Here is a 13,036-nt window from a genome sequence, read left to right as displayed (position 1 = left end):
GATCTTGACTTTCATTGTCGAACTATGTAGTATGTATTTTGGGCTCTTCAAAAAGAAGAGAATTCATAAGAGTGCTACGCTCCCTTTCAAGAAATTGAAAGGGAGCTTTCTTATTTTCATCTCCCAAATTCTTTTACACATCATTTGTTTTTAGTGAAATGATTTTCTATAAAACGGCACATTTTAAGGAATGTAGCGCAGACCGAAGAGAGGAGCAAACGAAATGACGAAATATATTTTTGTAACCGGGGGAGTTGTATCATCACTCGGAAAAGGAATTGTGGCTGCGTCACTTGGCCGCCTTTTGAAAAACAGAGGCATGAGCGTCACTATCCAAAAATTTGACCCTTATATCAACGTTGACCCGGGAACGATGAGCCCGTACCAGCACGGTGAGGTATTCGTTACCGATGACGGCGCTGAGACTGACCTTGACTTAGGGCATTATGAGCGTTTCATTGACATTAATCTGAACAGATTCAGCAACGTGACGACCGGTAAAATCTATTCCGCCGTATTGAAAAAAGAGCGCCGCGGGGACTACCTCGGCGGAACGGTTCAGGTCATTCCGCATATCACAAATGAACTGAAAGACCGCGTGTACCGTGCAGGCAAAGAAACAAACGCAGATGTAGTCATTACTGAGATCGGCGGAACAGTGGGAGACATCGAATCCCTTCCGTTCCTTGAAGCCATCCGTCAAATGAAAAGCGACATCGGCCATGAAAACGTGATGTACATTCACTGTACGCTTGTTCCTTACATCAAAGCGGCGGGCGAGCTGAAAACAAAACCGACGCAGCACAGCGTAAAAGAGCTGAGAAGCCTCGGTATTCAGCCTAATATCATCGTCGTGCGCACGGAAATGCCGATTTCTCAAGATATGAAAGATAAAATCGCGCTCTTCTGCGATATTGACACGAAAGCGGTCATCGAGTGCGAAGATGCGGACAACCTTTACTCCATCCCGCTTAACCTTCAGGAGCAGGGACTCGATAAGCTTGTCTGCGATCATATGAAATTAGAATGCAAAGACCCGGATATGACGGAATGGAAAGACCTTGTCACGAAAGTGAAAAACTTGTCTAAAACCATTACAATCAGCCTCGTCGGTAAATACGTCGAGCTTCAGGACGCTTACATTTCAGTCGTTGAATCACTGCGCCACGCCGGCTATGCGTTTGACGCTGATGTGAAGATCAAATGGATTAACGCCGAAGAAGTGACAGAAAGCAATATTCAAGAGCTGACTGGCGGCACAGACGGAATCATCGTGCCCGGCGGTTTCGGAGACCGCGGCGTAGAAGGGAAAATCATCGCCGCCAAGTATGCGCGTGAGAATAAAATTCCGTTCTTCGGCATCTGCCTCGGTATGCAGATTGCATCCATTGAATATGCGCGAAACGTATTAGGTCTGGAAGGGGCTCACTCTGCGGAGATCGATCCGTCCACTCCTTATCCGATCATCGACCTTCTGCCAGAACAAAAAGATGTCGAGGATCTTGGAGGAACGCTTCGTCTCGGACTGTACCCTTGTAAGCTTCAGGAAGACACGAAAGCCTTCGAAGCGTATGCGGATGAAGTGGTATACGAACGCCACCGCCACCGTTATGAATTCAACAACGAATACAGACAGCAAATGGAAGAGAACGGTTTTGTGTTCTCAGGAACAAGCCCTGACGGCCGTCTTGTGGAAATCATCGAGCTGAAAGACCATCCTTGGTATGTCGCTTGCCAGTTCCACCCTGAGTTCAAATCAAGACCGACAAGACCTCAGCCTTTATTCAAAGACTTTATCGGCGCTTCCGTACAAGCTGCAGAACAGAAGTAATAAAAAAAGACTTGCCTCCTTTAAAAGCGGCAAGTCTTTTTTCTGCATCAGGCATATTCCTGCATCATTTCCTTTAACGTAAAGGACAGTGCGTGGTAGACATACAGGCCTGTCATTAATGAAGGAAAGCCGTATCTTGTCCCGTCTTCATCAGGCAGAAGCGGCATTTTTAATTTGCTGTCAATATGAACATCACAAAATGCCTCAATCCCGGTTTGATCTTTGATGACAGGAGATACGCCAACGAGGCCGATCCCTTTTTCATAAAGCTTTTGAGCCAGCGCCTGTTCTTCAGCCGTGCCCGGACCTGAACAAAACATCAGCACCCTGTCGCTTTCTGTAATCGAATCAGCTGTATCCGGAAACGCTTTGACGGAAGGCATCGGTTCTGAGCCGAGTTCCGCCTCGCACAAAATGCCCTGCATCTCATTTGCGCCGTATAAATAAATGGTATGACCGCTGACGGCTGCCTGCGCCAGCAGGCGCGCGCCGTCTTCTATTGCTTCGGATTCCTTATCCTGAATGCGGGAAAAAATGCCTGCAAGCTGCGTCGTAAATATCTTTAACATGAGTGAAACCTCCTTTACACATACAAGAACAGTATACAACAAAAGAGAAAATGCTCAGAAAATGTCGGAAAGTAGACTATTATAATTAAAGGAAATGTGAAAATCAAACAGAATACATAAACAACTGCTTCCTTTTGACGAAAATGATAATATTGGGGTGTAAAATGATGAATGAAAAGATTTTAATCGTAGATGACCAATACGGTATACGCATATTGCTCAATGAAGTGTTTCATAAAGAAGGGTACCAGACGTTTCAGGCCGCCAACGGCATACAGGCGCTGGACATCGTAACGAAAGAACGGCCCGATCTCGTGCTTTTAGATATGAAAATCCCCGGCATGGACGGAATCGAAATTCTCAAGCGCATGAAGATGATCGACGAATCCATCCGCGTCATTATCATGACCGCTTACGGAGAACTCGATATGATTAAGGAATCAAAAGAGCTCGGAGCGCTGACCCATTTTGCGAAACCTTTTGACATTGATGAGATCAGAGACGCGGTGAAAAAATATTTACCTCTAAAATCGAATTAATAAAATTAGAAACAATTATGTCATTGTGTTGCCGATTTGTCGAAAAGTTGGTATCCTAGAGATGGAGAAAAAGCGATCTGTTGTTTTACATATGACAGGTTTTTATGGTCATGCTATAGGTGGAAAGCTTTTTTCGAGAAGAAGCAAATCAGGCTACATAAGGAGGACTTTCGACATGCCTTTAGTTTCAATGACGGAAATGTTGAATACAGCTAAAGAAAAAGGATATGCTGTTGGACAATTTAACTTAAATAACCTTGAGTTCACTCAAGCTATTTTACAAGCAGCAGAAGAGGAAAAATCCCCGGTTATTCTTGGTGTTTCAGAAGGCGCGGGACGCTACATGGGCGGCTTCAAAACAGTGGTTGCCATGGTTAAAGCTCTTATGGAAGAATACAAAGTGACAGTTCCTGTCGCCATTCACTTAGACCACGGTTCAAGCTTTGAATCTTGTGCGAAAGCGATTCATGCAGGTTTCACTTCTGTAATGATCGACGCATCTCACCACCCGTTTGAGGAAAACGTAGCAACTACAGCTAAAGTGGTTGAGCTTGCTCATTTCCACGGCGTTTCAGTTGAAGCTGAGCTTGGAACTGTAGGCGGACAGGAAGATGACGTGATCGCTGAAGGCGTAATCTATGCTGACCCTAAAGAGTGTCAAGAACTTGTAGAGCGCACTGGCATCGACTGCCTTGCACCTGCACTGGGTTCTGTTCACGGCCCTTACAAAGGCGAACCGAACCTCGGTTTCAAAGAAATGGAAGATATCGGCAAATCAACCGGCCTTCCGTTAGTACTTCACGGCGGTACAGGAATTCCGACTGCCGACATTAAAAAATCAATCTCACTTGGTACGGCTAAAATCAACGTAAACACTGAAAACCAAATTTCTTCTGCAAAAGCTGTCCGCGAAACATTGGCAGCTAAGCCGAACGAATACGATCCTCGTAAATATCTTGGACCTGCTCGTGAAGCGATCAAAGAAACGGTTATCGGCAAAATGCGTGAGTTCGGTTCTTCAAACCAAGCTTAATCCAATGTAACATCCATAAACCGCCTGACAGCATTGACAGGCGGTTTTATGTCTTATCTTTAGAAAGCGCAATCATGTTTTACAGTTCTGAAAATTTATTACTGGGGAGGCTTTCCTTATGTTATTTTTCATTGATACAGCAAACATTGACGAGATTAAAGAAGCTTATGAACTTGGCGTTCTTGCCGGAGTTACGACAAACCCTAGTTTAGTGGCGAAAGAAGCTGACGTGTCTTTCCATGACAGACTTCGTGAGATTACGGAAGTCGTGAGCGGATCAGTAAGCGCGGAAGTCATTTCCCTGAATGCTGAAGAGATGATTGAAGAAGGTAAAGAACTTGCGAAAATCGCGCCGAATATCACGGTGAAAATCCCGATGACGTCTGAAGGGTTAAAAGCCGTAAAAGCGCTGAGCGACCTGAACATTAAAACAAACGTAACGCTCATCTTCAGTGCCAACCAGGCGCTTTTGGCGGCAAGAGCCGGAGCGACTTATGTATCTCCGTTCTTAGGCCGTCTGGATGATATCGGCCATAACGGTCTTGAACTGATTTCAGAAATCAGACAGATTTTTGACATTCATGATATTGATACACAAATCATCGCAGCTTCCATCCGTCATGCGCAGCACGTGACTGAAGCCGCTTTACGCGGTGCGCATATCGGTACGATGCCGCTTAAAGTCATTCACCAGCTGACGAAACATCCGTTAACGGATAAAGGCATCGAGCAATTCTTGGCAGACTGGAATAAATAAGGGTGAAAAGGGCGGCAAACCGGTTGCATCCGTTTGCCGCACCCTTATGTTTTCCTGTTTGGCAGCGGGCCTTCAGTATCAAAGTGAAGAGTGTGTTTCCCCGGAATGTGAACCCGGCGGGCCTCTGTGCATCCTGTGTTAAAAATGCCCCGCAAAGCTTCGCTATTTTCTTCCTGTTATTTTATAATGTCCTTGTATTCTTTCTCTTCGAATTGGCTACATTTTGGACAAGAGCTTTATTTGCAGAGACAGAATAAAATGCCATTTTATTTACGCTCCGCAGCTATCTTCTTATGGAAGGAGACTATCATGGAAAAGTTGAATATTGCCGGCGGCGATCCGTTAAACGGAACCGTACATATCAGCGGTGCGAAAAACAGCGCCGTCGCATTGATACCCGCAACCATTCTGGCAAATTCCGAAGTAACGATCGAAGGGCTTCCGGAGATCTCAGATATTGAAACGCTGCGTGACCTGCTGAAAGAAATCGGCGGAAACGTCCATTTTGAAAAAGGAGAAATGGTCGTCGACCCTTCCCCGATGATCAGCATGCCGCTTCCCAACGGCAAAGTGAAAAAACTCCGCGCTTCCTATTACTTAATGGGCGCGATGCTGGGCCGCTTCAAGCAGGCGGTCATCGGACTGCCGGGCGGATGTCATCTCGGGCCGCGGCCGATTGACCAGCACATCAAAGGGTTTGAAGCGCTTGGGGCGGAGGTCACCAATGAACAAGGCGCGATTTATCTGCGCGCCGAAAGGCTGAGAGGCGCACGGATTTATTTAGATGTCGTCAGCGTCGGAGCGACGATCAATATCATGCTTGCCGCTGTACTGGCTGAAGGTAAAACCGTGATAGAAAACGCCGCCAAGGAACCTGAGATTATTGATGTTGCCACATTGCTCACCAGCATGGGCGCAAAGATCAAAGGCGCGGGAACCAATGTAATCAGAATCGACGGCGTAAAAGAGCTGCACGGATGCAGGCATACGATCATTCCGGACAGAATTGAGGCGGGCACCTTTATGATCGCCGGCGCCGCGATGGGGAAAGAAGTCATTATTGATAATGTCATACCGACTCACCTGGAGTCATTAACGGCGAAGCTCAGGGAAATGGGTTTTCACATTGAGACGAGTGACGATCAGCTTCTTATGCTCGGCGGGCAGAAGCAGATAAAACCGGTCGACGTAAAAACGCTTGTTTACCCGGGATTCCCGACTGATCTTCAGCAGCCGATGACATCTCTGTTAACGAGAGCCAGCGGTACGAGCGTCGTAACCGACACCATCTACTCGGCCCGATTTAAACATATAGATGAGCTGAGACGGATGGGGGCCAACATGAAAGTGGAAGGCAGGTCGGCCATTATCACAGGTCCGGCCGAGCTTCAGGGCGCAAAAGTAAAGGCGAGCGATCTGCGTGCAGGCGCTTGTCTGGTCGTCGCCGGGCTCATGGCTGACGGCGTAACCGAAATTACCGGTCTCGAGCATTTAGACCGCGGCTACAGCAATCTTGAGAAAAAACTCGAAGGTCTGGGCGCCACAATCTGGCGGCAAAGACTGACGGACGAAGAGATAGAACAGCTCCAAAATTCATAGAAATGCGGACTTTTGAGAGGAGATCGTGTTGAAATGGAAAGAAGCTTATCGATGGAATTGGTTCGAGTCACTGAAGCGGCGGCTTTAGCATCTGCCAGATGGATGGGCCGCGGGAAAAAAGATGAAGCTGATGATGCGGCGACAAGCGCAATGCGTGACGTATTTGATACGGTGCCGATGAAAGGCACGGTCGTGATCGGGGAAGGCGAGATGGATGAAGCGCCGATGCTTTACATCGGCGAAAAGCTCGGAAACGGATACGGCCCGCGCGTCGATGTCGCCGTCGATCCTCTTGAAGGCACAAACATCGTAGCGAGCGGCGGCTGGAATGCGCTGACGGTGATCGCGGTCGCCGACCATGGAACATTGCTGAACGCCCCGGATATGTATATGGAAAAAATCGCGGTCGGTCCCGAAGCGGTAGGCTGCATCGATATTGAAGCGCCTGTCATTGATAACTTAAAAGCCGTTGCGAAAGCGAAAAACAAAGACATTGAAGATGTCGTGGCAACCATTTTAAATCGTGACAGACACGAAAAAATCATCTCTGAATTGCGTGAGGCGGGCGCCAGAATCAAACTGATCAACGACGGTGATGTCGCGGGCGCCATCAATACGGCCTTTGACCATACGGGAGTAGACATTCTCTTCGGTTCAGGCGGGGCTCCTGAAGGCGTGCTGTCTGCCGTTGCGTTAAAAGCGCTCGGCGGCGAAATCATCGGCAGGCTCCTGCCGCAAAGTGCGGAAGAGCAGGCCCGCTGTGAGCGAATGGGCCTTGATGTATCCAAAGTGCTCCGGATGGAGGACCTTGTGAGAGGGGATGACGCCATTTTTGCCGCAACGGGCGTCACGGACGGAGAGCTGCTGAAAGGCGTTCAGTTCAAAGGCTCCGTCGGTACGACTGAAAGTCTGGTCATCCGGGCGAAATCAGGAACGGTCCGATTCGTTGACGGAAGACACAGCCTGAAGAAAAAACCAAATCTTGTGATCCGGCCATAAATAGAGAAAAGCGGGACGGAAAGTCCCGCTTTTCTTTTGCAATAAAGAGTCAACCCTATCATTTATATGTCAAAGCATTATTTAAGTTGAATAATTTTTTGAAATGAGGTAAAAATAAAGAGTGCTGCGATTTTTCTGTGTCATTCCTTCTTTTGAGTACTGGGAAATTTTCAAATTCTACCGCATACAGACGATATAAATATTGATCTTCTCAAGTTTTTGTCCTCGCTTCCTTCAAAACTCATTAAGACATTCCTTTTTTAAAAAAAGCGCCGATCATGGGTGGAAGTGTTACCGATAGAAGTTCCTTAACGTTTTATAAAAGAATGTGCTTTGGCGGAATCATGCGAAGCAGCCGATTTGAATGAAAACAGCAATACATTGACTATGAAAAGCGTGGTGTTTTTATGAAAGACGTATCTATTTCCTCTTTGGAAAATATGAAATTAAAAGAACTATATGAACTGGCCAGACATTATAAAATCTCCTACTACAGCAAACTGACTAAAAAAGAATTAATCTTTGCCATTCTGAAAGCCAACGCCGAGCAGGAGGATCTTCTGTTTATGGAAGGCGTGCTCGAAATCATCCAATCGGAAGGATTCGGCTTCCTCAGACCGATTAATTACTCGCCAAGCTCAGAAGACATCTACATTTCTGCTTCCCAGATCCGCCGCTTTGATTTAAGAAACGGTGACAAAGTATCCGGCAAGGTGCGTCCGCCGAAAGAAAACGAACGCTATTACGGACTTTTGCACGTTGAAGCGGTAAATGGAGACGATCCGGAATCTGCGAAAGAGCGCGTCCATTTTCCTGCGCTGACTCCGCTTTATCCGGACCGCCAAATGGTGCTTGAGACGAAACCGAATTATCTCTCAACAAGAATTCTCGATATGATGGCTCCCGTCGGTTTCGGCCAGCGCGGTCTGATCGTGGCGCCGCCGAAAGCCGGTAAAACCATGCTGTTGAAAGAAATCGCTAACAGCATTACGACAAATCAGCCTGACGCTGAATTGATCGTTCTCTTAATTGATGAAAGACCGGAAGAAGTAACGGATATTGAACGTTCCGTAGCGGGCGATGTCGTCAGCTCGACGTTCGATGAAGTGCCGGAAAATCACATTAAGGTAGCGGAGCTTGTGCTTGAACGGGCGATGCGTCTCGTTGAACACAAAAAAGACGTTATCATTCTGATGGACAGCATTACCCGCCTGGCACGGGCCTACAATCTCGTTATCCCGCCAAGCGGACGTACGCTTTCCGGCGGGATTGACCCGGCTGCGTTCCATCGTCCGAAGCGCTTTTTCGGTGCCGCGCGAAACATTGAAGAGGGCGGCAGCCTGACCATTTTGGCGACGGCGCTCGTAGACACGGGCTCCCGGATGGATGACGTCATCTATGAAGAGTTTAAAGGAACGGGCAACATGGAGCTTCACCTTGACCGTTCTCTTGCGGAAAGACGGATTTTCCCGGCGATCGATATCCGCCGCTCCGGCACACGGAAGGAAGAGCTGCTCGTGCCGAAAGAGCATCTTGACCGTCTATGGGCGATCCGCAAATCGATGTCTGATTCTCCGGACTTCGCAGAGAAGTTTATGAGAAAAATGAAAAAAACAAAAACGAATCAGGAATTCTTCGATTTGATCAACCAAGAATGGAAGCAGGCAAACCTTTCATCATCAGCCCGCCGCTGATAAAAAATGTATTTGCAAATGCAGTAAATGACTGATATAATTCTCTCATATGCGTTCCGGATTACTCCGGAATAATAACTCTGTTTCCACACGGGATTCAGGGCGGAAGGAGATGGATACAATGAAAGCAGGAATTCATCCTAATTTCAAAAAAGCAACAGTTAAATGCGCTTGCGGAAATGAATTTGAAACAGGCTCAGTAAAAGAAGAGGTACGCGTTGAGATTTGCTCTGAATGCCACCCATTCTACACTGGACGTCAAAAATTCGCTTCTGCTGATGGTCGTGTTGATCGCTTTAACAAAAAATACGGTCTTAAGTAATAATAGATTTTACAGGCAGGCAAGAATTGCTTCTTGCCTGTTTTTTATGTCCATAAACAGGAAAAAAAGGGGAGCGGATAGCCTATGTACATAATGAAGCAAAGCGGATGGCTTGAGCTGATATGCGGCAGCATGTTCTCTGGGAAATCAGAAGAGCTGATCCGCAGAGTGAAAAGAGCGACATATGCGAAGCAGGAGGTTAAGGTATTCAAACCTGCCATTGATAATCGCTACAGTGAGGAGGCTGTCGTTTCTCACAACGGCACATCCATGACAAGCCACGTCATCTCGTCTTCGGCTGAAATATGGGATCATATCAGTGAAAGCACGGACGTCATCGCGGTAGATGAGGTGCAGTTTTTCGGCGAATCGATCATCGGCGACTTATCCTCGCTTGCGGATAAAGGCTATCGTGTCATCGCGGCCGGACTTGATATGGATTTTCGGGGAGAGCCGTTCGGCGTGGTGCCGAATCTGATGGCGGTTGCCGAATCGGTGACGAAGCTGCAGGCGGTCTGCTCCGTTTGCGGGTCGCCGGCAAGCCGTACGCAGCGTTTGATTGACGGGAAGCCCGCTTCCTATGATGATCCGGTCATTTTAGTCGGCGCGTCGGAGTCATACGAAGCGAGATGCAGGCATCATCACGAAGTGCCGAAAAAAACAGACTGATAAATAACCCTTTTCATGAAAACATCGGTAAAAAATCCGGTGTTTTTTTGACGTTTTTTCAAAAATTGTAGTTAAATAACTTAAAAAAGAGTATGAAAAAATTAAGTAATTTTCATCTCTTGAATTTTCATTTTTACAGGCATAAAATGACTAAGTAATGTAAATAGTTATGAGACATTGTTCGAATAATTGTCAAAAAAAGATATAGCAGATCGCGATCACACTAGCCAAAATGGGTAATTACTTAACTTTGTTAACTATTTGAAGAAAGAAGGAGATTTTCTTGAATAATATTAAAGTAACGAAGGAAGGCAACTTAGAAACTACTTTAAGAGGAAAAGAAGTTCTATCTATCCCTACTTTAAATAAAGGTGTTGCGTTTTCAGCAGAAGAAAGAAAAAGCCTTGGATTAGACGGGCTGCTTCCTCCGACAATTCTGTCTCTTGATGAGCAGGCAAAACGCGCATACGAGCAGTTTCAAGCTCAGCCGGACCGCCTTCGCCAAAACGTGTATTTGAATGATTTGCAAAACCGTAACGAAGTTCTTTTCTTTAAATTGCTTCAAAACCATCTTCGTGAAATGCTGCCGGTTGTTTACACACCGACTGTCGGTGAAGCGATTCAAGAATACAGCCATGAGTACAGAAGACCTCAAGGGATTTACCTTTCTATCGACAACGTGGAAGGAATCGAAGAGGCATTTGAAAACCTTCATGCCACTGCCGGAGATATTGATCTGATCGTTGCGACAGACTCAGAAAGCATCCTCGGAATCGGTGACTGGGGTGTAGGCGGTATCAACATCGCCATCGGTAAATTAGCGGTATACACAGCTGCTGCCGGTATTGACCCAAGCCGTGTTATTCCTGTCGTTCTTGACGTCGGTACGAACAATGAAAAACTTCTGAACGATCCTTTATACATCGGTAACCGCCATGAACGTATCCAAGGCGAACGTTACGAAGCTTTCGTTGACGCTTATGTAAAAGCTGCGCTTAAATATTTCCCTAAAGCTCTTCTTCACTGGGAAGACCTTGGAAACAAAAACGCGCGCAATATCATGAAGAAATACAACCATGAAATTCTTACATTCAACGATGACATTCAAGGAACAGGTGCGATTACGCTTGCAGGTGTGCTTGCGGCTATGAAGAAAACAGGCGCGTCTATTAAAGACCAGCGTGTGGTTGTCTTCGGTGCAGGATCTGCCGGAATCGGAATCGCTGACCAAATCCGCGACACTATGGTGCTTGCCGGTCTTTCTGAAGAAGAAGCCAACAAAGCGTTCTACACAATGGACTACAGAGGCTTGTTAATTGAAGGTATGGAAAACATTCTTGATTTCCAAGAGCCGTACCTGCGCACAGCTGAAGAAATTAAAGATTGGAAACGCGATGAAAACGGACAAATTCCTTTCATTGAAGTGATCCGTCAAGCGAAACCGACAATCTTAATCGGTACATCAGGCCAAAGCGGCGCGTTCAGTGAAGAAATCGTCAAAGAAATGGCAAAACACGTTGAGCGTCCGGTCATCATGCCGATGTCTAACCCGACACCGCTTGCTGAAGCCGTTCCTAGCGATCTTTTCAAATGGACTGACGGCAAAGTGCTTGTGGCGACAGGAAGCCCGTTTGACAATGTAGAGTACAATGGCGTTTCTCATGAAATCGGACAATCTAACAACGCATTCGCGTTCCCTGGACTTGGTCTCGGTTCAATCGTTGTAGAAGCGAAAGTGATTACTCCTGCAATGTTTGCGGCAACTGCTGACGCAATCGCAGAAAGCGTTGATTTTGAAACACCGGGTGCAGGCCTTCTGCCGAGCATGAGCGACTTACAAGAAGTTTCAATTAAAGTTGCGATCGCCGTAGCGGAAACTGCAATTAAAGAAGGCGTGGCAAACCGCATTCCTGAAAATGTAGAACAAGCCGTTCTTGATGCAATGTGGAAACCGCAATATAAACAAGTTGTCGCTAAATAATTTTTACGATTAATTTTACAGTCCGAGGGAAAGCTTTTATGTAAAGGCTAAAGTATACGGACATTAAGGATTTGGAGGAGAATATTTTGAGCTTCTTAGATATTTTAATCCTCCTGGCGCCGATCTTTTTCGTGATCGTGCTGGGATGGTTCGCAGGTCGCTTCGGAAGTTATGACGCGAAGTCAGCAAAAGGGGTAAGCACCTTAGTTACGAAGTACGCGCTTCCGGCGCATTTTATCGCAAGTATTTTAACCACTTCAAGAAGTGCGTTTTTATCACAGGTTCCTTTGATGGTCGCTTTGATCATTGGGATTGTCGGATTCTATATCGTCATTCTGTTGGTTTGCAAATTTATCTTCAAGTATGATTTAACGAATTCATCTGTATTTTCTTTAAACTCTGCACAGCCGACATTTGCTTTTATGGGTATTCCCGTACTCGGAAGCTTATTCGGAGCAAGCGAAGTAGCGATTCCTATCGCTGTTACGGGTATCGTGGTTAACGCCATCCTTGACCCGCTTGCGATCATTATCGCTACTGTCGGTGAGTCATCTAAGAAAAAAGACACTGAAAACGAGAACTTCTGGAAAATGACTGGTAAGTCTATTCTTCACGGTCTTTCCGAACCGCTTGCGGCTGCACCGCTTATCAGTATCATTCTGGTGCTCTGCGGTGTAACACTCCCTGCTTTGGGAGAAAAAATGCTTGATCAGCTCGGAAGCACAACATCGGGTGTCGCGCTCTTCGCTGTCGGTGTAACTGTCGGTATCCGCAGCATTAAGCTCAGTCTGCCGGCTTTCGGTATCGCTTTGTTAAAAGTTGCCGTTCAGCCTGCGCTGATGTACTTAATCGCTCTTGCAGTCGGACTTTCGGCTGACCAGATCACAAAAGCGGTATTGCTCGTTGCATTCCCTGGATCTGCGGTAGCGGCGATGATTGCCACACGTTTCGAAAAACAAGAGGAAGAAACTGCGTCCGCGTTTGTAATAAGTGCGATTTTATCTCTAATCTCACTGCCGATCATCATTGCGCTGACTGCATAA

12 protein-coding genes and 1 pseudogene are annotated in these 13,036 nt (G+C 46.5%); 12 read left to right on the top strand and 1 reads right to left on the bottom strand.

Annotated features, from left to right (window positions below; all coding sequences use genetic code 11):
* Positions 1-223 precede the first annotated feature (223 nt).
* Positions 224-1,831 carry a glutamine hydrolyzing CTP synthase gene (pyrG, locus tag HWY38_RS03520; protein ID WP_003151098.1) on the top strand — a complete coding sequence of 536 codons (1,608 nt, stop codon included), beginning with the start codon at positions 224-226 and terminating at the stop codon, positions 1,829-1,831.
* A 47-nt stretch (positions 1,832-1,878) separates the two neighbouring features.
* On the opposite strand, the gene HWY38_RS03515 is transcribed toward pyrG, so the two are convergent.
* Complete coding sequence (locus HWY38_RS03515) at positions 1,879-2,400, bottom strand: DUF2529 domain-containing protein (protein ID WP_007614394.1); 522 nt, start codon at positions 2,398-2,400, stop codon at positions 1,879-1,881.
* Between the two features lie 164 nt (positions 2,401-2,564).
* Here HWY38_RS03515 and spo0F point away from each other — a divergent pair, with 164 nt between their 5' ends.
* From spo0F to HWY38_RS03460, 11 genes and pseudogenes are all read left to right on the top strand, one after another.
* On the top strand, positions 2,565-2,939 hold the full coding sequence (spo0F, locus tag HWY38_RS03510; protein ID WP_012118670.1) for a sporulation initiation phosphotransferase Spo0F: 375 nt from the start codon (positions 2,565-2,567) through the stop codon (positions 2,937-2,939).
* A gap of 175 nt (positions 2,940-3,114) precedes the next feature.
* Positions 3,115-3,972: a class II fructose-bisphosphate aldolase gene (locus tag HWY38_RS03505; protein ID WP_003151102.1), complete on the top strand. Its 858-nt coding sequence runs from the start codon at positions 3,115-3,117 to the stop codon at positions 3,970-3,972.
* Between the two features lie 118 nt (positions 3,973-4,090).
* A complete protein-coding gene (fsa, locus tag HWY38_RS03500; RefSeq protein ID WP_003151103.1) occupies positions 4,091-4,729 on the top strand; it encodes a fructose-6-phosphate aldolase in 639 nt (212 codons plus the stop codon).
* A gap of 309 nt (positions 4,730-5,038) precedes the next feature.
* Entirely contained in the window at positions 5,039-6,328 is a 1,290-nt protein-coding gene (locus HWY38_RS03495; RefSeq protein ID WP_007407612.1) for a UDP-N-acetylglucosamine 1-carboxyvinyltransferase, read from the top strand.
* 33 nt (positions 6,329-6,361) lie between these two features.
* A complete protein-coding gene (gene glpX / locus HWY38_RS03490) occupies positions 6,362-7,327 on the top strand; it encodes a class II fructose-bisphosphatase (protein WP_003151105.1) in 966 nt (321 codons plus the stop codon).
* Between the two features lie 201 nt (positions 7,328-7,528).
* Positions 7,529-7,738: pseudogene (locus HWY38_RS19220) on the top strand (hypothetical protein).
* On the top strand, positions 7,735-9,021 hold the full coding sequence (gene rho / locus HWY38_RS03480) for a transcription termination factor Rho (protein ID WP_003151107.1): 1,287 nt from the start codon (positions 7,735-7,737) through the stop codon (positions 9,019-9,021). The pseudogene HWY38_RS19220 and the gene rho overlap by 4 nt, the downstream one beginning before the upstream one ends.
* A 121-nt stretch (positions 9,022-9,142) precedes the next feature.
* Positions 9,143-9,343, top strand: a complete 201-nt coding sequence (rpmE, locus tag HWY38_RS03475; RefSeq protein ID WP_003151132.1) for a 50S ribosomal protein L31 — start codon at positions 9,143-9,145, stop codon at positions 9,341-9,343.
* Between the two features lie 84 nt (positions 9,344-9,427).
* Positions 9,428-10,012 carry a thymidine kinase gene (locus HWY38_RS03470; RefSeq protein ID WP_007614390.1) on the top strand — a complete coding sequence of 195 codons (585 nt, stop codon included), beginning with the start codon at positions 9,428-9,430 and terminating at the stop codon, positions 10,010-10,012.
* Positions 10,013-10,295: 283 nt separating this feature from the next.
* Positions 10,296-11,993 carry an oxaloacetate-decarboxylating malate dehydrogenase gene (gene malS, locus HWY38_RS03465; RefSeq protein WP_007407609.1) on the top strand — a complete coding sequence of 566 codons (1,698 nt, stop codon included), beginning with the start codon at positions 10,296-10,298 and terminating at the stop codon, positions 11,991-11,993.
* Positions 11,994-12,079: 86 nt separating this feature from the next.
* Positions 12,080-13,036 (top strand): AEC family transporter, encoded by a 957-nt coding sequence (locus HWY38_RS03460; RefSeq protein WP_029325734.1) that lies wholly within the window; start codon positions 12,080-12,082, stop codon positions 13,034-13,036.

The sequence above is a fragment of the Bacillus sp. KS1 genome (genome assembly GCF_020075515.1).
GTDB lineage: Bacteria > Bacillota > Bacilli > Bacillales > Bacillaceae > Bacillus > Bacillus velezensis.
This window is presented reverse-complemented; position numbering and strand designations above follow the sequence as displayed.